The organism is Mitsuokella jalaludinii DSM 13811 (genome assembly GCF_000702905.1).
Taxonomy (GTDB): domain Bacteria; phylum Bacillota; class Negativicutes; order Selenomonadales; family Selenomonadaceae; genus Mitsuokella; species Mitsuokella jalaludinii.
The window spans coordinates 266,086-286,464 of sequence record NZ_JNKR01000001.1; the positions used below are offsets into that span (position 1 = coordinate 266,086).

At 59.5% G+C, this 20,379-nt stretch carries 22 protein-coding genes; 2 read left to right on the forward strand and 20 right to left on the reverse strand.

Features of this window, described 5'->3' with window-relative positions:
- Window positions 1–119: 119 nt before the first annotated feature.
- The 10 genes from T518_RS11310 to T518_RS01275 form a co-directional block, all read right to left on the reverse strand.
- Complete coding sequence (locus tag T518_RS11310; protein ID WP_051652127.1) at window positions 120–662, reverse strand: hypothetical protein; 543 nt, start codon at window positions 660–662, stop codon at window positions 120–122.
- A 57-nt stretch (window positions 663–719) separates the two neighbouring features.
- Window positions 720–1,718 (reverse strand): flotillin-like protein FloA, encoded by a 999-nt coding sequence (gene floA, locus T518_RS01235; protein ID WP_036373975.1) that lies wholly within the window; start codon window positions 1,716–1,718, stop codon window positions 720–722.
- A 30-nt stretch (window positions 1,719–1,748) separates the two neighbouring features.
- Complete coding sequence (locus T518_RS01240; RefSeq protein ID WP_036373977.1) at window positions 1,749–2,405, reverse strand: NfeD family protein; 657 nt, start codon at window positions 2,403–2,405, stop codon at window positions 1,749–1,751.
- Between the two features lie 165 nt (window positions 2,406–2,570).
- Window positions 2,571–3,020, reverse strand: coding sequence for a GatB/YqeY domain-containing protein (locus T518_RS01245; RefSeq protein ID WP_036373979.1), 450 nt, complete (start codon window positions 3,018–3,020; stop codon window positions 2,571–2,573).
- 78 nt (window positions 3,021–3,098) lie between these two features.
- Entirely contained in the window at window positions 3,099–3,281 is a 183-nt protein-coding gene (gene rpsU / locus T518_RS01250; RefSeq protein ID WP_005841552.1) for a 30S ribosomal protein S21, read from the reverse strand.
- A 123-nt stretch (window positions 3,282–3,404) separates the two neighbouring features.
- The gene (locus T518_RS01255) at window positions 3,405–3,752 is read right to left on the reverse strand and encodes a histidine triad nucleotide-binding protein (RefSeq protein WP_036373982.1); all 348 of its coding nucleotides are present in this window, start codon (window positions 3,750–3,752) and stop codon (window positions 3,405–3,407) included.
- Between the two features lie 140 nt (window positions 3,753–3,892).
- Complete coding sequence (gene mtaB, locus T518_RS01260; protein WP_036373984.1) at window positions 3,893–5,185, reverse strand: tRNA (N(6)-L-threonylcarbamoyladenosine(37)-C(2))-methylthiotransferase MtaB; 1,293 nt, start codon at window positions 5,183–5,185, stop codon at window positions 3,893–3,895.
- Entirely contained in the window at window positions 5,182–5,928 is a 747-nt protein-coding gene (locus T518_RS01265) for a 16S rRNA (uracil(1498)-N(3))-methyltransferase (RefSeq protein WP_036373986.1), read from the reverse strand. The genes mtaB and T518_RS01265 overlap by 4 nt, the downstream gene beginning before the upstream one ends.
- Window positions 5,925–6,869, reverse strand: a complete 945-nt coding sequence (gene prmA / locus T518_RS01270; RefSeq protein WP_036373987.1) for a 50S ribosomal protein L11 methyltransferase — start codon at window positions 6,867–6,869, stop codon at window positions 5,925–5,927. The genes T518_RS01265 and prmA overlap by 4 nt, the downstream gene beginning before the upstream one ends.
- 71 nt (window positions 6,870–6,940) lie before the next feature.
- Window positions 6,941–7,858, reverse strand: coding sequence for a LysR family transcriptional regulator (locus tag T518_RS01275; protein ID WP_036374459.1), 918 nt, complete (start codon window positions 7,856–7,858; stop codon window positions 6,941–6,943).
- Window positions 7,859–8,075: 217 nt separating this feature from the next.
- Between T518_RS01275 and T518_RS01280 the strand changes: the two genes are divergently transcribed.
- Entirely contained in the window at window positions 8,076–9,200 is a 1,125-nt protein-coding gene (locus tag T518_RS01280) for a 5-methyltetrahydropteroyltriglutamate--homocysteine S-methyltransferase (protein WP_036373989.1), read from the forward strand.
- Between the two features lie 50 nt (window positions 9,201–9,250).
- On the opposite strand, the gene dnaJ is transcribed toward T518_RS01280, so the two are convergent.
- The 8 genes from dnaJ to lepA all read right to left on the reverse strand — a co-directional run bounded on the left by dnaJ (window position 9,251) and on the right by lepA (window position 18,098).
- Complete coding sequence (gene dnaJ / locus T518_RS01285) at window positions 9,251–10,423, reverse strand: molecular chaperone DnaJ (RefSeq protein ID WP_036373991.1); 1,173 nt, start codon at window positions 10,421–10,423, stop codon at window positions 9,251–9,253.
- An 89-nt stretch (window positions 10,424–10,512) separates the two neighbouring features.
- Window positions 10,513–12,375 carry a molecular chaperone DnaK gene (dnaK, locus tag T518_RS01290; RefSeq protein WP_036373994.1) on the reverse strand — a complete coding sequence of 621 codons (1,863 nt, stop codon included), beginning with the start codon at window positions 12,373–12,375 and terminating at the stop codon, window positions 10,513–10,515.
- 61 nt (window positions 12,376–12,436) lie between these two features.
- Window positions 12,437–13,039, reverse strand: a complete 603-nt coding sequence (grpE, locus tag T518_RS01295; protein ID WP_081828375.1) for a nucleotide exchange factor GrpE — start codon at window positions 13,037–13,039, stop codon at window positions 12,437–12,439.
- A 64-nt stretch (window positions 13,040–13,103) separates the two neighbouring features.
- Window positions 13,104–14,138, reverse strand: a complete 1,035-nt coding sequence (gene hrcA / locus T518_RS01300; protein ID WP_036374465.1) for a heat-inducible transcriptional repressor HrcA — start codon at window positions 14,136–14,138, stop codon at window positions 13,104–13,106.
- A gap of 221 nt (window positions 14,139–14,359) precedes the next feature.
- Window positions 14,360–14,641, reverse strand: coding sequence for a glutaredoxin family protein (locus T518_RS01305; RefSeq protein ID WP_036373996.1), 282 nt, complete (start codon window positions 14,639–14,641; stop codon window positions 14,360–14,362).
- 30 nt (window positions 14,642–14,671) lie between these two features.
- Window positions 14,672–15,052, reverse strand: coding sequence for a DUF488 domain-containing protein (locus T518_RS01310; protein ID WP_081828384.1), 381 nt, complete (start codon window positions 15,050–15,052; stop codon window positions 14,672–14,674).
- Between the two features lie 74 nt (window positions 15,053–15,126).
- Window positions 15,127–16,290, reverse strand: coding sequence for a radical SAM family heme chaperone HemW (gene hemW, locus T518_RS01315; RefSeq protein WP_036374468.1), 1,164 nt, complete (start codon window positions 16,288–16,290; stop codon window positions 15,127–15,129).
- 11 nt (window positions 16,291–16,301) lie between these two features.
- Window positions 16,302–18,098 carry a translation elongation factor 4 gene (gene lepA / locus T518_RS01320; RefSeq protein ID WP_036374002.1) on the reverse strand — a complete coding sequence of 599 codons (1,797 nt, stop codon included), beginning with the start codon at window positions 18,096–18,098 and terminating at the stop codon, window positions 16,302–16,304.
- Window positions 18,099–18,252: 154 nt separating this feature from the next.
- Between lepA and rpsT the strand changes: the two genes are divergently transcribed.
- Window positions 18,253–18,519 carry a 30S ribosomal protein S20 gene (gene rpsT / locus T518_RS01325; protein WP_036374005.1) on the forward strand — a complete coding sequence of 89 codons (267 nt, stop codon included), beginning with the start codon at window positions 18,253–18,255 and terminating at the stop codon, window positions 18,517–18,519.
- 67 nt (window positions 18,520–18,586) lie between these two features.
- On the opposite strand, the gene trhA is transcribed toward rpsT, so the two are convergent.
- Together trhA and T518_RS01335 are read right to left on the reverse strand one after the other, a co-directional pair.
- Window positions 18,587–19,270, reverse strand: a complete 684-nt coding sequence (gene trhA, locus T518_RS01330; RefSeq protein WP_051652128.1) for a PAQR family membrane homeostasis protein TrhA — start codon at window positions 19,268–19,270, stop codon at window positions 18,587–18,589.
- Between the two features lie 115 nt (window positions 19,271–19,385).
- On the reverse strand, window positions 19,386–20,279 hold the full coding sequence (locus T518_RS01335; protein WP_155948026.1) for a hypothetical protein: 894 nt from the start codon (window positions 20,277–20,279) through the stop codon (window positions 19,386–19,388).
- Window positions 20,280–20,379 lie beyond the last annotated feature (100 nt).

Below are 20,379 nucleotides of genomic sequence, written 5' to 3' on the forward strand. Positions count from 1 at the left end.
GCCTTTCTTGTTGCAAATTCTATAATTCTACTACAGAATCGCGGATTTGTCATGAAAAAACTCACAAGAAAAGCCTTCCCTGAAAATCTGAGAAGGCTTCTCCTGTACGGCCTGGCCGCCTAGCGCCGACGATATGGGGAATGATGGCGGTATGCCTTTGGTCTTCCCAGTATCTCGGCCATAACGACAGCCTGCTGCACCTGATCCGGCGTGAATTGCGGCAGGATGGCAGCGCGGCGTGCAGTCTTCTTCTTTGCAAGGCCTGCCTGCTGCGCGTAGCCGGCCTCTTCCTCGGCGCGGATGGCGGCTTCTTCGGCGCGGCGCTGCGCTTCGTACGCTGCGGCGCGCGCCTTGTCGGCCATCTCCTCGCGGTAGGCTTCAAGCATGTCCTGCATCTTCGTGCCGGGCTCACGATAGATGCCGCCTTCGTCCGTCATGCCCTGCGGCAGCGGGGCCCCCTTGATATCAGGAATCTCAAAGGGTACGTTCTTTTCCCCGCGCTCCGCCTTTCCCCATGGTTCCGGCATGGGGGGCGGCAGCGTGCGGTCCACATCGCGCGGCGGGAACGGCGGCATTTTCTTGGACGGCTTCTTCTTGCCGAGCTTATCGCTGAGAATCGCCATGATGGCGAACAAGACGATGACCCATATGGATGAATCCATCCTGATCTCCCCTCTCTCAATCCTTCTGGCCGCGCATCTTCACGCAGCTCGCCGCACTCATTTCACTGGCTGCGTCGGACGCATCTTGTCGTCCGTGCCGGCCGTGCTGATGGCATTGCGCATATCGGTGTCCGCCTGCACGTTGTTGAGGTTGTAGTAGTCCATGACGCCGAGGCGGCCTTCGCGCAGTGCCTCTGCCATGGCATGCGGAACATCGGCCTGCGCCTCGACGACCTTTGCCTCCATCTCCTGCGTGTAGGCCTTCATCTCCTGTTCCTTGGCCACGGCCATCGCGCGGCGCTCCTCTGCCTTGGCCTGCGCGATGCGCTTATCGGCCTCGGCCTGATCGGTCTGGAGCTCAGCGCCGATGTTGCGGCCGACGTCGACGTCGGCGATATCGATGGAGAGGATCTCGAAGGCCGTGCCGGCATCGAGTCCCTTGCCGAGCACCGTCTTGCTGATGTCGTCCGGATTGGCGAGCACGTCGTTGTGGCTCTCCGACGAGCCGACTGTCGTGACGATGCCCTCGCCGACACGCGCGATGATGGTCGGCTCGCCGGCACCGCCGACGAGCCGGTCGATGTTGGCGCGCACGGTGACGCGCGCCTTGATCTTGAGCTCGATGCCGTTGCGCGCGACGGCCGAGACGACCGGAGTCTCGATGACCTTCGGGTTGACGCTCATCTGCACGGCTTCCAGCACGTCGCGGCCGGCGAGATCGATGGCAGCCGAGCGCTCGAACGGCAGAGGGATCTGCGCGCGGTGCGCCGCGATCAGCGCGTCGACGACCTTGTCGACGTTGCCGCCCGCGAGGTAATGCGCCTCGAGCTGATTGACCTGCACATTGAGCCCCGCCTTATTGGCCTTGATGAGCGGCAGGATGATCTTGGCCGGCGGCACGCGGCGCATGCGCATACCGACGAGTGTGATGATGCTGACGTGGACGTCGGCTGCCAGTGCCGAGATCCAGAGCCCAAGCGGCACGAAGTGCAGGAACACCATGATAGCCGCTACGATGAGCACGAGAATGAACGCGGATGTGATCAGTGTTGCCATAAGAACGCCTCCAGTATTGTATCGATCTTGTTATTTCGCTGCTTCCTTCGGGAGCTTTTCCACGCGGCGCACGACGACGCGGCTGCCCTGGACCGAGATGACCCGGACGAGCTCGCCCTTTGCGATGAAAGCTCCCTCCGAGACGACGTCGACGGGATGGCCCTCGAGAAGCGCCGAGCCAGAGGGGCGCAGTTCCGTCAGGACAGGCCCCTGCTCGCCGACGAGCCCCGCTTCCTCCACCGCGCTGACGTAGCCGCGCTTGGCCGTCGACTGGTCCTTGAGCACGAAACGCTTCCAGAGACGGCTCGAGGGCAGCTGGTTGACGATCAGCGCAAAGACGCCGACAGCGGCCACCAACGCAAAAATCAGCACGGCCACTGCGGCGAGATTGCCGCCGAGCGCCATCACGAGGCTGTAGAGCATGGCCGCCACGCCGACGCCGGCCAGGAGTCCGACAGTCGGCAGCAGCATCTCGACGACGATGCAGAGGATGCCGCCGAGAAAGAGCCCAATCTGGAAGAGGTCGGCCGCCCCTTTGACGTACTGGCTGCCCCAGAAGACGACGGCCGCGACGAGTCCGAACATGATGCCTGCACCCGTGCCGCCCGTCTTGACCTCGACGAGTATCGCCAGGAACATGATGGCCAGCAGCAGGACCTGCAGGACCGGCATGGTGATGCTATCCATAAAGAATCCTCCCTTCTATGATGAAGATGATGATCGTGATGATGCAATCGTGTTCTCTTTTTATGATTCGACGCGCCTTGCCAAAAACCTTTTCCATACACAGATTGCCTTATTTTCGCATCGAAAAAGGCTGCCACTCGTGTGGCAGCCCCTCTCTTCTGCAAATCAGCCCTGCAGCATGCTGCGGACAATCGTGTTGACCATCTTACCGTCGGCGCGTCCCTTGACCTTCGGCATCAGCATGCCCATGACCTTGCCCATGTCCTTCGGCGACGAAGCGCCCGTCTTCTCGACGGCTTCCTTGACAAGAGCGCGGATCTCGTCCTCGGAAAGCTGTGCCGGCAGATACGGCATGAGCACGTCGATCTCGGCCTGCGTCTTCGCGACGAGGTCCTCGCGGCCGCCCTTCTTGAACTCCTCGATGGAGTCCTTGCGCATTTTGACTTCCTTGCTGATGACGCCGATGACGTCCTCATCGCTGAGCTCTTTGTGGCCGCCATCGATCTCGGCCTGACGGATGGCACCGCGCACGAAGCGGATGACCGACAGGCGGTCCTTATCGTGGCTCTTCATGGCTTCTTTCATATCAGCTGTAAGCTGTTCCTTGATCGACATGATTGATCTTCCTCTCTTCTCATATAAAAAGGCACCCGCGAATCTCTCAACTCGCAGGCGCCTGGCGCAAATGACGGATTAACCTCTGTACTTGCGTTTACGAGCTGCCTCAGACTTCTTCTTGCGGCGAACGCTCGGTTTCTCGTAATGTTCACGTTTTCTCACTTCAGCAAGCGTGCCAGCCTTCTGGGACATACGCTTGAAGCGGCGGAGAGCACTATCGATCGATTCGTTTTTACCAACTTTGATTTCGTTTGCCATCTATTTTCCCCCCCTCCACTTAACATGGGAGTTTGTGTCGTTAGAATTACACCACACCATTATACAGCAGGGCGCAAGTCACTGTCAACACTCTCCAAAAGTTTTAGAGAACTGCGCGCAGCCTCAGCCTGGGGGCCATTGCATGGAGCGGCCGCCAAGGAGGTGGAAATGCAGATGCTTCACGGTCTGACCGCCTTCCTCGCCCGTGTTCGCCACGACACGGAAGCCCTTCTCGGCAATGCCGAGCTTCTGGGCAAGCTGCGGGATGACATCGACGAGGATGTGCGAGACGAGAGCCTTGTCCTCTTCCTCGAGTGCCAGCAGGCTCTCGACGTGCTTCTTCGGGATCACGAGAACGTGCTGCGGTGCCTGTGGCTCCAGGTCACGGAACGCCACGACCGTGTCATCTTCATAGACCAGTTTGGAAGGGATCTCCTTCTGTGCAATCTTGCAAAAGATACAATCTGCCATCTTCATTCACCTCCTTTTGCCACGAATGGCATCAATGGCACGAAACGGGCGCTTAACGCCCATCTATAACAATAATATTCGCCGCCATGAGCGGAAAACCTTCTTCCCGACGGAAAAAAGCAAAAATATTTACCAGCGACTCAGCGCACGCAGTGCGCCCAGACGCCATCGCGCCAGAGCTTGTCGATCTTCACGGTGTAGATCTCGCCGCAATCGACGGTATCGTCGGTGTAGACGCGGATGTAGTTGTCCGTCAGGCCATCCGTGATGCCGTCTTTTTCCGTCTCGAACAGCACGCGCATCTCGCGGCCGATGAAGCTCTTGTGGAACTCCTCTGCCTTGCGGTCGGCGAGCGCCTGCATGCGGTGCACGCGCTCCTTCTTGACGGCTTCCTCTACCTGGTCGCGGCGCGCGGCGGCTGGTGTGCCCGTGCGGCGCGAATACGGGAAGACGTGCATGCGGGCGAAGTTCATCTTCTCGACGAAGTCGAGCCCTTGCTGGAAGTCCTCCTCTGTCTCGCCAGGGAACCCGACGATGATGTCCGTCGAGATGGCGACGCCTGGCACCTCCTGCTCGACGTGCTCGATGAGGCGCGCGAACTCCGCCGTGTCATAATGGCGGTTCATGTCCTTGAGCACCTTGTCAGAGCCGGCCTGCAGCGGCAGGTGGAGGTGCGCGCAGAAGCGCTCGTCCTCGCGGATCAGTGCGAAGAGCTCCGGCGAGAGCTCGATGGACTCGAGCGAGCCGAGGCGCAGGCGCTTGAGGCCCAGCACGGAGAGCACCTCACGGCAGGCATCGGCCAGCGTGATGCTGCCGGGGAGGTCGCGGCCGTAGGCGCCGAGGTGGATGCCCGTCAGCACAATCTCCTTGAAGCCCATCGAGACGAGTTTCTCCGCCTCGCGGCGCACGTGCTCCGGCAGGCGCGACTTCACGGGCCCTCTCGCATACGGGATGATGCAGTACGAGCAGAAGTTCTGACAACCATCCTCGATCTTGAGGAAGGCGCGCGTGCGCTCCGGGCTGTCGTAGAGCGGGATGTCCTCGAACGTCTTTGCCTGCATAATGTCCGTGATCGTGCCCTGGATGCCGTCCTCATGCATGGCCTTCTCGACGTAGTCAACGATGTGGGCGCGCTCCTTCGTGCCGAGCACGACGCGCACGCCCTCGATGGCCCGGATCTCATCTGGCGCGACCTGTGCGTAGCAGCCGCAGACGGCCACGATGGCCTGCGGGTTCTCGCGGTGTGCGCGGCGGATGATCTGGCGGCTCTTGCGGTCGCCAAGGCTCGTGACCGAGCACGTGTTAATGACGTAGACGTCAGCACATGCGTCAAACGGCACGACTTCATAGCCGTGCTGCTTGAAGAGGCCTTCCATCGTCTCTGTCTCGAACTGATTGACCTTACAGCCAAGTGTGGTCAAAGCAACTTTCAACTTCCTAAATCTCCTTTTTCAAACTGTACAATGCTGAGGCCCGCAATGGCCGCCGTCTCGGCGCGCAGGATGCGCGGCCCGAGCGTGACGCTCTGCCCGCCGGCCTTGATGACAGCCTCTGCCTCTTCGAGCGTGAAGCCGCCCTCAGGGCCGATGAGCAGCAGGTAGCGCTCCGACGTCGTGCGCTGCAGGCACTCCCGCACCGATACATTCTGCTCGTTCTCGTAGCAGAACAGGAACTCCGAATCCATGTCGTCCTCATACCAGGCATGGCAGAGGAATTTCTGGAGCGGCTCGATGGGCCGCACCTCGACGAGCGCGGTGCGCCCGCACTGCTTGGCCGCCTCGTCGGCAATCTTCTGCCAGCGCTGCTGGCGCTGGGCGGCCTTCTTGCTGTCGTAGCGCACGACGCAGTTGTGGCTTGCGACTGGCACGATGCAGTTAACGCCGAGCTCGACAGCCTTCTGCACGACGAAGTCCATCTTGTCGGCCTTCAGGAGGCAGACGGCTAGGACGAGCCGGATGGGTGACTCTGTATCCGCATCGAGGCGCTCCACGAGCTTCATCGTCACCGTGTCGGACGTAAAAGCGGTCATCTCCATGCGCGCGACCTGGTTCTCATCGTCGACGACGATGACTTCCTGGCCAGGCTTCGCGCGCATGACGTGCATGAGATGGTGTGCATCCGCGCCGCCGATCTCGATGGTATCCGCGAGGATGCCCTTGTAGAAAAGTCGTCTCACTGTGCATCCCCCCGGCTGATGACCATCGCAGCCCAGCCGCTCTCCTCGATGACCTTGTCGATGGCAAAGCCGTGCGAAAGAGCCGCTTCCGTCACATCGGCCACGCGCTCATCGATGATGCCCGAGGCCAGCAGATGGCCGCCCTCGGCCAGATGCGCATCGAGTTCGTCGAAGAGGCGGATGACGATGTCCGCGATGATGTTGGCGATGATGAGATCCGCCTTGCCGGTAAAAGACTGCAGGAGATCAGAGACGCCAGTCGTCACGCGGTCCTCGACGTGGTTGCGCTCCACATTCTCCTGCGCGACGTGGGCCGCCGTGCGGTCGTAATCCATCGCGATGACCTCGCCGGCTCCGAGCTTGGCAGCAGTCACAGCCAGCACGCCGGAGCCCGTGCCGACATCGAAGACGCGCATGCCGCCTTTGACGGCCGACTCGAGCTCGCGGATGCACATGGCCGTCGTCGGATGCGTGCCCGTGCCGAAGGCCGCGCCGGGGTCGAGGTCGATGACGATGTCGTCGGGGCTCGCCTCGTAATCCTCCCAGGCCGGCTTGATGACGATGAGGCCGCCGACTTTCTCCGTGTGGAAGTAGGCCTTCCAGTTGTCGGCCCAGTCCTCATCCTGGACCGTATGCCATTCGATTGGGCACGATCCCGCGTCGAAGCCGTCGACTTTCGCGAGGTCCCGGACGCGCTGCTCGAACGTGCGCAGGCGGTCGTCAAGCTCTTCATCGACAGGCAGATACGCCTTGATCGTCACGATATTCGTCTGCTCAGCCTTCGGCAGATTGGAGTAGTCGAAAAGTCCACTGTCGATATAACTGTTGAATTCCTCTGGATCTTCAATGACCACGCCGGATGCACCGACGTCGTGGAAAATCTCCGCGATGAGTTCCGTCTCCTCATGTGATGTCCGGATACTGACTTCAGCCCATTTCAAAGCGCATCGTCCTTTCTTGTTCTAGGTCTTTCCATTATAGGGGATATGTCTGTAAAAAACAAGGTTATCCGTCACTCGGTGCGGACGGCATTGCCGATGCGCTCGCAGAGCTTCTCGATGTAGCGGCCGGCATAGCGGCTAAGCTTGATGTGCGCATGTGTCAGGTAGCCGATCTCCATGAAGTCGTCGACGAGCAGCGGCCGCGCGATGATCTCCTCGCCGTTGAGCTCTTCGTTGATGATGCCGCTCGAGATGGTGTAACCGTCGAGGCCGATGAGCAGGTTGAAGAGTGTCGCGCGGTCCGTGACGACGATGTCCTTGCGCACGGGCAGCGTACTCTGGATCTCCTCGGCGTAGTAGAAGGCGTTGTGCGCCCCCTGCTCGTACGAGAGGCGCGGGTAGTCCGCGAGGTCCTCTAAGCGGACAGCCTCCTTTTCTGCAAGCGGATTCCTCTTGCTGATGAAGACATGCGGCTGCGCGCGGTAGAGCGGCGTGAAGCGCAGGCTGTGGTCGAGTATGGCCCGGCGGACGATTGTCTCATTGGCCGGATTGAGGTAGAGCACGCCGACCTCACTGCGCAGCGCGCCGACATCCTCGAGTATCTTGTAGGTCTCCGTCTCGCGCATGTGGAATTCGTATTCTCTCCCCCTGTACTCGCGCAAAAGGTCGACGAACGCTTCGACGGCGAACGAGTAATGCTGTGACGAGACGCAGAAGAGCTGCTTCTTCTTGCGCTTCTTGCCGTAGCGCTCGCGGATCATCGCCTCCTGCTCGAGCATCTGGCGCGCGTAGGCAAGGAATTCCTCGCCCTTGACCGTCAGCGTGATGCCTTTGTTTGTGCGCCGGAAAATCGTGATACCGAGTTCCTCCTCCAGGGCGTGTATGGCCGCTGTCAGGCTCGGCTGCGTGATGAAGAGGCGCTGTGCCGCTTCCGTGATGGAGCCAGACGAAGCCGCCTCGACGACGTAGCGCAGTTGATTGAGTGTCATGCCCATCCCCCTTTTCTCTTACCATCATACCACGCATGCCACGGCAGGCGCAATCTTGCCATAGAGTGAATCTATGGCAAAGCGCCCGTTTTAAGTATTTTCCATCGCGCGCCTTTTGCGGTAAAGTAGAGCCATCAACCGATTCGGTCCACAAGAACAGAAGAGAACAAACAAGTTATCCGAGAGTCATCTCGTCAATCTATCAGGAGGCAATCATATGAGCAAGCATCTTTCCACACCATTCCGCTTCGATTACGTCGGCAGTTTCCTGCGCCCCGCAGCGCTCAAAGAAGCGCGCCAGGAGTTCTCTGAGCACGCCATCTCGAGAGAGGCGCTCAAAGACGTCGAAGACACGTGCATCCGCGAGCTCGTCGCCAAGCAGAAGGCGGCCGGCTACCACGTCATCACGGACGGCGAGTTCCGCCGCGCGACCTGGCACCTCGACTTCATGTGGGGCTTCCAGGGTATCGCTCATCAGAAGACCGACAAGGGCGTCTGCTTCCACGGCGAGCCGGCTCTCATCGATGACACTTGGCTGACGGGCCCGCTCTCTGCCGAGAACCATCCGTTTGTCGAGCATTTCCGTTTCGTACAGGCGCTCACAGACGAGAACACAGTCGCCAAGCAGACCATCCCGGCACCGGCTCAGTTCTTCCAGCAGATGATCCTGCCCGACAACATCGAGCGCACGCGCAAGGTCTACGCGACAGATGAAGCGCTCATCGAGGCGATTGCTGCAGGCTACCGCACCGTCATCCGCGACCTCTATGCGGCCGGCTGCCGCAACCTGCAGTTCGACGACTGCACCTGGGGCGTACTCGCCGCCGGTGGCAAGAAGGGCGGCAAATTCGCCTACGTCGAAGGTTCTGACCTCAAGAAGCTCGCCGAGCAGTTCGTGACGGTCAACAACCTGGCTATCGAAGGAAGCCCCGACGGCCTCGTCATCAACACGCATGTCTGCCGCGGCAACTACCACTCCGTCTACTTCGCCAGCGGCGCCTACGACCCGGTTGCCGACCCGCTCTTCACGCGCGAGAACGTCAATGCCTACTACCTCGAGTTCGACGACGAGCGCTCCGGCGGATTCGAATGCCTCAAGGAAGTCACCCCTGGCAAGAAAGTAGTGCTCGGCCTCATCACAACGAAGCGCCCGGAGCTCGAAGACAAGGCTGCCATCATCGCGCGCATCCACGAGGCGGCCAAGTACGTGCCGCTCGAGGATCTCTGCCTGAGCCCGCAGTGTGGCTTTGCCTCCTGCGAGATTGGCAACAAGCTCACCGAGGAAGAGCAGTGGGCCAAGCTCGCCCTTGTCAAAGAGATTGCCGAAGAAGTCTGGGCATGACCGAGAAATAAAAAATACGGCTTTGCGATGTATTTCGCAAAGCCGTATTTTTATTTCTTGAAGAAGCGCTTGAGGTCGTCGAGGAAGCTCTTCTGCTCCGGATTGACCTTGTCGCCGCTGATCTCGCCGAACTCGCGCAGGAGCTCTTTCTGGCGCCCCGAGAGGTTCTGCGGCGTCAGTACCTTGATGTGGACGAGCTCGTCGCCGCGGCCCGAACCGCGCAGGAACGGGATGCCGCGTCCCTTGATGCGCAGGACCTTGCCCGACTGGATGCCAGCCGGGATCTTGAGGTCGACGGGACCGTCGAGCGTCGGCACCTGTACCGAGCCACCGAGAGCGGCCTGCACGAAGGTGATCGGCACTTCGACGATGACGTCATTGCCCTGGCGCGTGTAGAGCTTGTGCGGCTTGACAAAGATGTAGACGTAGAGGTCGCCGTAGCCGCCGCCATTGCGGCCCGCTTCGCCGGCACCCGACAGGCGGACGCGCGACCCCTGGTCGACGCCCTTCGGGATATTGACCGTGACCTTCGACGTCTCGCGCTTGCGGCCCGTGCCATGGCAGTCCTTGCACGGCGTCTTGACAATCTTGCCCGTGCCGTGGCAGTGCTGGCACGTCTGCGTGCTCATCATGCGGCCGAAGGCCGTGTTGCGCACGACCTGCTGCTGGCCCGTGCCGTGGCAGTGCGGGCACGTCTCCGGGCTCGTCCCCGCCGCGGCACCAGAGCCGTGGCACGTCGGGCACTCGACCGTGCGCGGCACCTCGAGCTCCACCTTCTTGCCGAAAGCAGCGTCTTCGAAGCTGATGGAGAGATCGTAGCGCAGGTCATTGCCGCGCTCCGGACCCGGCTGACGCGCATGGCGGGCACCGGCACCGCCGAAGAACATGTCGAAGATATCGTTGAAGCCGCCTTCGCCACCGCCGCCGAAGCCGCCGAAATCACTAAAGCCGCCGAAGCCGCCGGCTCCAGCGCCACTGAAGCCGCCCGTGCCGTCAAAGGCGCCGGCGCCAAACTGGTCGTACTGCGCGCGTTTCTTCGGGTCCTTCAGGACATCGTAGGCTTCATTGATCTCCTTGAACTTCTCCTCTGCCTCTTTCGGGTTGTCCGGATTGAGGTCTGGATGATACTTGCGGGCCAGCTTCTTATAGGCACGCTTGATCTCCTTTTCATCCGCGCTCTTGTCAACGCCCAGCACTTCATAATAATCGCGTTTTTCGCTCACGTTGCACCATCCTTACAGAAAAATTGGGAGTCCAGAGGGAACCGCGTCAAGCGTCCCCCATAACTCCCAACCTTCAAACAATCATCTGCTTATTTCTTGTCGTCTTTGACTTCCGTGTAGTCCGCATCGACGACATCATCGTCATCTTTCTTCTGCTGCTGAGCGCCCTGGGCATTCTCAGCACCAGCCTGAGCACCCTGCTGTGCACCAGAAGCCTGTGCCTGCTGGTAAGCAGCAGCGCTGAGCTCATAGAGCGGCTTCTGCAGCTCTTCGGTTGCCTTCTTGATGGCTTCCGTATCGTTGCTCTTGATGGCCTCTTTGACCTTCTCGCAAGCAGCCTTGACTTCCGATACCTTGCCGGCATCTGCCTTGTCGCCGAGCTCCTTGATCGTCTTCTCTGCCTGATAGACGAGGTTGTCGGCGTTGTTCTTGGCGTCGATGGCTTCCTTCTGCTTCTTGTCCTCAGCCTCATGAGCTTTGGCTTCGTTGACCATGCGGTCGATGTCTTCCTTGCTCATGCCGCTGTCCGACTGGATCGTGATCTTCTGCTCTTTGCCCGTGCCGAGGTCCTTAGCGGAGACGTGCACGATGCCGTTCGCATCGATATCGAAAGAAACCTCGATCTTAGGTACTCCACGCGGAGCTGGCGGAATATCCGTGAGCTCGAAGCGGCCGAGCGTCTTGTTGCCGGCAGCCATCTCGCGCTCGCCCTGCAGGACGTGGATATCGACAGACGGCTGGTTATCGGCAGCCGTCGAGAAAATCTGGCTCTTGTGGGTCGGAATCGTCGTGTTGCGCTCGATGATCTTCGTGCAAACACCGCCGAGCGTCTCGATACCGAGGGAAAGCGGCGTGACATCGAGGAGCAGGACGTCCTTGACTTCACCGACGAGGACACCGCCCTGGATGGCAGCACCGACGGATACGCACTCATCCGGGTTGACGCCCTTCGACGGCTCTTTGTGCAGGATATTGCGGATGGCATCCTGGACAGCCGGGATACGGGAAGAACCACCGACGAGGATGATCTTGTCGATATCGTCAGCCGTGAGGTCTGCATCAGCCATGGCCTTGCGCGTCGGGCCCATCGTGCGCTCAACGAGGTCACTCGTGAGCTCATTGAACTTTGCGCGCGTCAGCGTGAGGTCGAGGTGCTTCGGGCCCGAAGCATCGGCCGTGATGAACGGCAGGTTGATGTTCGTCTGCGTCATGCTCGAGAGCTCGATCTTTGCCTTCTCGGCAGCTTCCTTGAGGCGCTGAGCAGCCATCTTGTCCTGCGAGAGGTCGATGCCGTTCTCCTGTTTGAACTCGCCGACCATCCAGTCGATGATCTTCTGGTCGAAGTCATCGCCGCCGAGGTGCGTATCGCCGTTCGTAGCCTGTACTTCAAACGTGCCTTCCGAGAGCTCGAGGATCGAGACATCGAACGTACCGCCGCCGAGGTCGAAGACGAGAATCGTCTCATCCTTGTCCTTGTCGAGGCCATAGGCAAGTGCTGCAGCCGTCGGCTCGTTGACGATGCGCAGGACATCGAGGCCTGCAATCTTGCCGGCGTCCTTCGTCGCCTGGCGCTGGCTGTCGTTGAAGTAAGCCGGGACCGTGATGACGGCCTGCGTGACCGTCTCACCGAGGTATGCCTCTGCATCGCCCTTGAGCTTCTGCAGGATCATGGCCGAGATCTCCTGCGGCGTGTAATCCTTGCCGTCGATCGTGACCTTGTAGTTCGGGTCGCCCATATGGCGCTTGATGGACGAGATCGTGCGGTCCGGGTTCGACACAGCCTGGCGCTTTGCCAGCTGGCCGACGAGGCGCTGGCCATCTTTCGTGAAACCGACAACAGACGGCGTGATGCGGCTGCCTTCCGGATTCGTGATGACGGTCGGCTCGCCGCCTTCCATGACGGATACGACAGAGTTCGTCGTACCTAAGTCGATACCAATTACTTTAGACATGGTAACATCCTCCTAAACTTTATGTAAAACTTGAATCATCTGGTTTATGCGATCAGGACGCTCAGTTGGAGACGACCTGGACCATGCTCGGTCGGATGACGCGGCCCTTGACCATGTAGCCCTTCTGGAGCTCCTGGGCAACCGTGTCGTCCTCTTTCTCGGGGTCTTCGACCCGCATGACGGCCTGATGGAAGTTCGGGTCGAACTTCTGGCCGACGGCCTCGATGTGCTCAAGGCCGTTCTTCTTGAGGATTTCCTGGAACTGCGTGAAGATCATCTCGACGCCCTTCTGGAAGGCCTCCACATCCTTTGTCTCGGCCGCCATCGCGCGCTCGAAGTTGTCGAGCAGCGGCAGCATGTCCTTGCAGAAATTCTGCGTGACGACAGCGGAAATCTCTTCGCGTTCCTTCGCCGAGCGGCGGCGGAAGTTGTCGAAATCGGCCTGGAGGCGCAGCAGGCGGTCTTTCTTCTCCTGAAGGTCTTTGTTCAGGCCGTCGACCTGGCCCTTGAGGGCCTCAATCTCTTCCTGCATCGCCGCATCTGCTGCAGCAGCCTCTTCCGGAGCTTCTTCCTCGGAGCCCTCTGCAGCATCTTCCTGCGCGGCTTCCGCCTCGTCGATCTCCTGCTGCATCTCCTCCAGCTTCTGCTCATCCTTCTTCTTCATTTCATCTTTGATAAATGATGGCAAAACTATCACCTCTTCACTCTATTCCGGGAAACCTGCGGCCCTACCAGTGGAACCGCTTGATGACTTCTGTCAGATTGGAATTCATGTATTCGAGCAGGCTCATGGCCTTCGCGTATTCCATGCGCGTCGGTCCGAGCACTGCGATCGTGCCCAAGAGCTCACCATCGAGATGGTACGTCGCGGTGATGATGCTGCTGTCCTTGAAGTGGCTGTCCTCGTTCTCCTGGCCGATCGTGACCTCGAGACCGTCGCCCATATGGGCGTGCAGCACATCCTTCATGAGCTCTTCCTTCTCGAGCACGAGGAGGGTCTCCTTGACCTTCTCCACATCGTGGAACTCCGGCTGCTCGAGCATCTGCGTCGTGCCGCCGAGGTAGAGGCGCTCCCGCTTGCCCGAATCGAGCGCCCTGTTGATGACCTCGAGGGCTGATTCGTAGAGCGGCTCATCCTGGATCTCATCGCGGATCTTCGCGAGCGCTGGATGGTCGATGGTCGAGAGCGTGTGGCCGGCGAGATTCTTGTTGATGACACCGGCCATGCGCTGGAAGTCCTCGAAGCTCGAGCCATTCGGCATCTCGAGAATCTTGTTCTCGATGAAGCCCGCATCCGTCATGAGCACGGTGATAACGCGCCTGTCGTCGAGCGGCAGGAACTGCAGGCAACGGAAAGCCGCCTGCGTCATCTGCGGCGCGAGGACAAGAGAGACATTCTTCGTCACCTGCGAGATGATGCGCGCTGTCTCCTGGAACACCTCGTCGATGCGCTTGACGCGCGCCCTGTACCAGCGATTGATGAGCTCTTTCTCCTCGTCACTCACGGGCTTCGGGGGGATCAGGCCGTCTACATAGAAGCGATATCCCTTCGACGATGGGATGCGTCCAGAGGAGGTATGCAGCTGCTCGAGGTAACCTAGCATCTCGAGATCTGCCATCTCATTGCGGATGGTCGCCGGACTCACGCCGAGGTCGTACTTCCTCGCCAGTGTTCGCGAGCCGACCGGCTCGGCTGACTCGATGTAATCATCGACGATTGCCTGCAGCACGCGTTTCTTGCGCGCGTCGAGTTCATCCTTCATCTGCATGCCCCCTTCCTTCTGTTTTCATCCTCTGTTAGCACTCTATCTATCCGAGTGCTAACTTTGAATCTATAAAGAATATACACCGAAAAAAACAAAAAGTCAACACCTAAAAGTCAAAAAGTCAAAATTATTTTCGACTTTTTTCTCGCGCACGAAAAAAAGACTGCCGCACGCGCGGCAGTCTCATCTTCCATCATCTTTCAGTGGATATCCGTCAGTCACTTGGCCTGTTCAAAGGCATCTACGACGGCAGCCTTGATCGTATCATAGTCCTGGCCCGGCTGTGCCTCGTACACCTTGTGCCCCTCAATGAAGAGGCTCGGCACGTAGTAGTAGTCCTTGGCATACGCCTTGGCGAGCTCCGGCTGCTCGTTCTCGTCGATGATCTCGATCTCGACACCTGCATAGGCCGGCTGCTCAGCGCGCAGCTCCTCCACGGCCTGCGCGGCCTTGGCGCAGTACGGGCAGCCCTGCATCTTGATCATAGTGATTTTCTTCATGGGAATCGTCCTTTCTATCGCTATCCTTGCTCACGCACCGCCTTCGGCGCCGCTCTTCTGGCGCAGCCAGGCTGCGAGCACCTGCGCGTGGTTCTCCTGCTGGTTCTTCGCGGCATAGAGCAGCGTCACATCCTGCGTCTCGAGCCACTTGCGGCAGCGCTCGGCAAAGGCCGCAGCGCCTTCGCTCGCCTCCAGTTCTTCGGCATAGCCCTCGCGGAATCCTGCAAAGGGCATCTCGCCGCGATGGTAGAGTTTGCGCAGCTCCGGAGACGGCGTGATCTCCTTCGGCCAGGCATCGTAGGGCAAGTCGGCCTTGCGGATGCCGCGCGGCCAGAGGCGGTCGACGAGCACGCGCACGCCATCATCGGGCGATGGCACTTCGTAGACGCGCTTGAGACGGATTTCATGCATGAGCATTCGCTTCCTTTCATTACCTCTACCTTACCATCTGGCAGAGAAAGATTCCGTGACTCGAATCACAGAAGTCAGAGCAGGAATTCCTCAAAGGCCACGTTGCCGTACTTCATGCCCAGCTCTGTCAGCCGGACGCCTGCTGTATCCTCTGCGAGCAGCCCCTGGCGCTTGAGCTTGGCAATGGCATCTGCATAGATGGCGTCGAGCGGCACGCCGAATCTCTGCTCGAAGTGCCTGCGGTCGATGCCCCTTGCTGTGCGCAGAGCGAGGAAAGCGAATTCTTCCATGGCAATCTCGCGCGTCATCGCCTCTTCCTGCCGCCGCACGCCGCTCCCGCTGCGGATGCCCTCGATATAAGCGGGAATCTCTCGCACATTCTCGTAGCGCTGCCCCTCGAGATAGGAATGCGCCGCCGCGCCGATGCCAAGATACGGCACATCTTGCCAATACGAAAGGTTGTGGCGGCTCTCAAAGCCAGGCTTGGCAAAATTTGAGATCTCATAGCGCGCATAGCCGTGCTGCGGCAGGAACGATGTCATCGCATCGTACATCGCTTCGACCGTGTCGTCATCTGGAAGAGACAGTTTCCCCATCTCCTGCATCCGGGCAAAGGCCGTGCCCTCCTCAAGCTGCAGTCCGTAGATCGAGATGTGCTCCGGCTGCAGGGAAACCATCGTCTCGAGGTCATGCACGAGCATCGCCTGCGTTTCGCCCGGCAGTCCGTAGATGAGATCCATGCTGACATTGCGGAAACCCGCTGCGCGCGCGAGTTCCATGGCCTCTCTCGCCTGCGCGCCCGTGTGGATGCGGCCGATGCGTTTCAGGAGTGCATCGTCAAAAGTCTGCACGCCAAAGGACAGGCGGTTGACGCCGCCCGCGCGCAGGAGAGCGAGCTTCGCTTCATCGATGGTCCCCGGATTGCACTCCACCGTGAATTCCGGCCTCTCCGCCTCGTTAATGCCTTTCCAGGCAAATGTTTCAGAAATGGCCTGCAAGATCTGCTCAAGCAGAGCCACATCGAGCACGCTCGGCGTGCCGCCGCCCATGTAGATGGTCTGCGGCCTGCCCCACTTCTCCCGATAAAGGACGCCCTGCTCCGCGAGCTCGCGGCACAGGGCGTCCGTGTAATCTGCCTCATAGCGCTCCCGCCCGGCAAAGGACGGGAAGTCGCAGTAAAAGCACTTCTGGCGGCAGAACGGGATGTGGATGTAGAGGCCCCATCGCTGTTTCCTCATCGTGTTCTCCATCAGTCGATCTTCAAGATGGCCATGAAGGCTTCCTGTGGCACTTCGACGCTGCCGACAGCCTTCATGCGCTTCTTGCCTTCCTTCTGCTTCTCGAGCAGCTTGCGCTTGCGCGAGATATCGCCGCCGTAGCACTTCGCGAGCACATCCTTGCGGCGGGCGCGCACGTTCTCGCGCGCGATGACCTTCGAGCCGATGGCCGCCTGGATCGGAATCTCGAACATCTGCTGCGGGATGATCTCCTTGAGCTTGGCGGCGAGCTGGCGGCCGCGAGATGCCGCCCGATCTTTGTGGACAATGGTCGAGAGCGCATCGACAGGATCGCCGTTCAAGAGGATGTCGACCTTGACGAGCTTCGACTCCTTGTAGTCCGCGAGCTCGTAGTCAAGCGAAGCGTAGCCGCGCGTCGCCGATTTCAAACGGTCGAAGTAGTCGAAAATGATCTCGTTGAGCGGGATGTGGTACGTGATCATAACGCGGTTCGTGTCAAGGTAGTCCATGCCCTTGAACTCGCCGCGCTTGTCCTGCGAGATCTCCATGACGGCACCGACGAAATCGTTCGGCACGATGACCGTCGCCTTGACGTACGGCTCCTCGATGTGCTCGATCTCCGTCTGCGGCGGCAGTTCGGCCGGATTGCTGACCTTGATCATCGTGCCGTCCGTCTTGTAGACGTGATAGATGACGGACGGTGCCGTCGTGATGAGCTTGAGGTTGTACTCGCGCTCGAGGCGCTCCTGGATGACATCCATGTGCAAGAGGCCGAGGAAGCCGCAGCGGAAACCGAAGCCGAGTGCAACAGACGTCTCCGGCTCAAAGACGAGCGCCGCATCGTTGATCTGCATCTTCTCGAGCGCGTCCTTGAGGTTGTCGTAGTCCGAGCTCTCGACAGGGTAAAGGCCGCAGTAGACCATCGGGTTGACGCCGCGATAGCCCGGCAGCGGCTCAGCAGCAGGGTTCTCCGCATACGTGATCGTGTCGCCGACGCGCACGTCGCGCACATCCTTGAGGGAGCCCGCGACAAAGCCGACTTCGCCGACATCGAGATGGCCGAGGTCGACGGGCTGCGGCTTGAAGCAGCCGACATCGGTGACCTCGAAGACCTTGCCCGAGTTCATGAGCTTGAGCTTCATGCCCTTCTTGATGTGGCCCTGCACGACGCGGATGTGGGCGATGACGCCCTTGTAGGAGTCAAAGAACGAATCGAAGATCAGGGCCTGCAGCGGCGCATTCTCATCGCCTTCCGGCGCGGGGATGTAGTCGACGATCGAGTCGAGGATCTCCTCGATGCCAATGCCCGTCTTAGCCGAAGCCAGTACGGCATTTGACGTGTCGAGTCCAATGACGTCTTCAATCTCTTTTTTGACGCGTTCCGGATCGGCACTCGGCAGGTCGATTTTGTTGATGACGGGGATGATCTCGAGGTCGTGCTCGAGCGCCATGTATACGTTGGCGAGCGTCTGCGCCTCGACACCCTGCGCCGCATCGACGACGAGCAGTGCGCCCTCGCAAGCCGCGAGGCTGCGCGAAACCTCATACGTAAAGTCGACATGGCCCGGCGTGTCGATGAGGTTGAGCTCGTACTCCTCACCGTCCTTGCCCTTGTAGTTCAGGCGCACTGTCTGCGACTTGATGGTGATGCCGCGCTCGCGCTCGATGTCCATGTTGTCGAGGACCTGCGCCTCCATCTCGCGCTTCGAAAGTGTCCCCGTATATTCAATCAGACGGTCCGCAATCGTCGATTTTCCATGGTCAATATGGGCAATGATGGAAAAGTTGCGGATGTTCTTGTTCTGCATGTTCATTTTCCTTTCAATATTCACGTCGTGCTAATCGAAAATATTATACCATTCCCAAGGCTTCTCCTGCAAGAAAAGCAAAGAAATGGTTGCTTTTTCATTTGACCCATGATATTATACTTAGGTAACGACATTAATTAAGGGGGTGAACTACTTGCCGAATATCAAAGCATCTATCCTGAGTGTGAAATCCGACGCTAAGCGCCATGCAAAGAACGCTGCCGAGAAGTCCCGTGTACGCACTGCTTCCCGCCGTGTCCTCGATGCTGTTGAGGCTGGAAACGCTGATGAAGCGAAATCCCTCCTTACGGTTGCATGCAAGACGATCGACCAGGCCGCTGCAAACAAGGTTTATCACAAGAACGCTGCTGCCCGCAAAAAGTCCCGTCTGGCTCGCAAGGTCAACGCACTGGCTAAATAATCTTTGCAGATAAGATAGAAAAGACCCGCTCCGAGGAGCGGGTCTTTTTCGTGTCTCAAGATATGTCTCAGATCATCGCGATGGCCGAGCGCACGACTTCTGGCAGCGGCAGCACAAAGTGGAACACCGTGTAGAAGTGGATGGCACTGCCGCCCATGACGAAGAGATGCCAGATGACATGGCTGTACGGCAGGCGGCGCGCCAGGTAGAAGATCGCACCGACCGAGTAGCAGAGGCCGCCCGCGACGAGCCACCAGATGGCCTCCAGCGGCAGCGTCTCCAAGAGCGGCTTGACCATGAAGACGGCAAACCAGCCCATGGCGAGGTAGCAGATCGTGCGCACGATGCGGAAGCGCTTCGCGGCAAAGCACTGGAAGACGATGCCGACGAGCGCCATGCCCCAGACGAGGCCGAAGATGGTCCAGCCGAAGCTGCCGCGCAGCGGGATCAGCGCAAACGGCGTGTAGTTGCCCGCAATCAGCACGAAGATGGCCGCATGGTCGATGACCTTGAAGACCGACTTGACCTTGCGGTTCGTGAAACTGTGGTAGAGCGTCGAAGCGAGATACAAGAGGATCAAGGAGATGCCGTAGACGAGGCAGCTCGTCGTGTGCCAGACGCCATCGCCGGCATAGTAGACCAGCATGCCGATGAGTGCCGCTACCGCGAGTGCCGCGCCCACGCCATGCGTGACCGCATTGAGTATCTCTTCTAGTGTGACAGGTGCCTTGAGTGCAGCTGTTTGTTTCATTGTATAAGCCTCCCCTCTCATGCGAGGATAATATGATTCGACTCTCCCATTATCCGTCATTTCCTGTCTGTTGTAAACCTGCAGGAGAGGCTCTGCGGAAGCGCATGGCGACGCATCAAGCCGCTACTGGCCAGTGGATTGCGCGCGCTCCTTCTGGGACGATGACTGCTGCATTGTAGGCCAGGCTCAGGCGCGTCGCCTCCTCGACCTCCTCGGCGGAAGAAGCCGGATTGCGGCGGATCTCATAGACCGCATGCGAGGCCTGCTTGACCGCAAACGACTGCGGCGTGTGGAACTGGAGCTCGACGCGCACGCCGGAGGGGCTCACGAGATGGACATTGACACCCTGATAGAATTTTCCGCCCCAGGCATTGCGGAACTTCTCGACGCGATAGCCCTTTTCGGTAAGGGAAGCCATGGCCTGCGGCACCATCACGCTGTAATCCTCATCGGAGCAGGTCAGCGTGTAGCGCAGGACATCGCTGATGCCGGCGGCAGCAGCCGAAAGGCTCACCTGGTCTTCATCGGCATCGCTCACGATCTTGCGCACCAGACTGTCCATGCTCTTGAGGCGGTAATCAAGGCCCTGCAGCTTGGCCGATGAACGCTCCAGCGTCCGCATGTCCGCTGTGACATCCGGCTCTGCCGCAGCAGCACGGCGCAAGAGCGCCAGGGCAAGCAGGCGGCTTTTCTCCCGGCGCGTGAGCTTCTTGTCACCGCGCAGCTGACGAAGATCTGCCGCATCCGAGGCCGTCACTGCCGAGGCCAGGCTCTCTTCCGGATCGATTGGCGCCGCATACGTCGGCAGCGTATGGATGGGCGCCAGCACAGCCATGACCATCATGACTGCGGCCGTCAGGCTGCGCATCCACTTGCCTGCCCCCATGGTGCGGTATGAGAGATGCTCGGGCTTGAATTTGCGGAACGACCGCGTGAGATGGCGCGCCTTCTTTCCAGCCTGCGCCAAAGTTCCTGTATGTACTTCCGTCAGCTCTTGTCCTGCTTTCATTTGCATTCCCTCCAGACGACGTGATAGACTCTTTCTTTTCTCTTACACATCTATCCTATCACGGGAAACTTGAAAACAACTGATTGCCTCTGAAAACTAT

Excerpts from the sequence above, each read along its gene's own strand:
- T518_RS11310 (WP_051652127.1), bottom strand. The coding sequence starts at position 662 with ATGGATTCATCCATATGGGTCATCGTCTTGTTCGCCATCATGGCGATT.
- lepA (WP_036374002.1), bottom strand. The coding sequence starts at position 18,098 with ATGCAGAACAAGAACATCCGCAACTTTTCCATCATTGCCCATATTGAC.
- T518_RS01310 (WP_081828384.1), bottom strand. The coding sequence starts at position 15,052 with ATGCATGAAATCCGTCTCAAGCGCGTCTACGAAGTGCCATCGCCCGAT.
- T518_RS01245 (WP_036373979.1), bottom strand. The coding sequence starts at position 3,020 with ATGTCGATCAAGGAACAGCTTACAGCTGATATGAAAGAAGCCATGAAG.
- T518_RS01240 (WP_036373977.1), bottom strand. The coding sequence starts at position 2,405 with ATGGATAGCATCACCATGCCGGTCCTGCAGGTCCTGCTGCTGGCCATC.
- dnaK (WP_036373994.1), bottom strand. The coding sequence starts at position 12,375 with ATGTCTAAAGTAATTGGTATCGACTTAGGTACGACGAACTCTGTCGTA.
- T518_RS01275 (WP_036374459.1), bottom strand. The coding sequence starts at position 7,858 with ATGACACTCAATCAACTGCGCTACGTCGTCGAGGCGGCTTCGTCTGGC.
- T518_RS01335 (WP_155948026.1), bottom strand. The coding sequence starts at position 20,279 with ATGAAAGCAGGACAAGAGCTGACGGAAGTACATACAGGAACTTTGGCG.
- hemW (WP_036374468.1), bottom strand. The coding sequence starts at position 16,290 with ATGAGGAAACAGCGATGGGGCCTCTACATCCACATCCCGTTCTGCCGC.
- hrcA (WP_036374465.1), bottom strand. The coding sequence starts at position 14,138 with ATGAAGGATGAACTCGACGCGCGCAAGAAACGCGTGCTGCAGGCAATC.
- floA (WP_036373975.1), bottom strand. The coding sequence starts at position 1,718 with ATGGCAACACTGATCACATCCGCGTTCATTCTCGTGCTCATCGTAGCG.
- rpsU (WP_005841552.1), bottom strand. The coding sequence starts at position 3,281 with ATGGCAAACGAAATCAAAGTTGGTAAAAACGAATCGATCGATAGTGCT.
- trhA (WP_051652128.1), bottom strand. The coding sequence starts at position 19,270 with ATGAAACAAACAGCTGCACTCAAGGCACCTGTCACACTAGAAGAGATA.
- grpE (WP_081828375.1), bottom strand. The coding sequence starts at position 13,039 with ATGAAGAAGAAGGATGAGCAGAAGCTGGAGGAGATGCAGCAGGAGATC.
- T518_RS01305 (WP_036373996.1), bottom strand. The coding sequence starts at position 14,641 with ATGAAGAAAATCACTATGATCAAGATGCAGGGCTGCCCGTACTGCGCC.
- T518_RS01255 (WP_036373982.1), bottom strand. The coding sequence starts at position 3,752 with ATGGCAGATTGTATCTTTTGCAAGATTGCACAGAAGGAGATCCCTTCC.
- T518_RS01280 (WP_036373989.1), top strand. The coding sequence starts at position 8,076 with ATGAGCAAGCATCTTTCCACACCATTCCGCTTCGATTACGTCGGCAGT.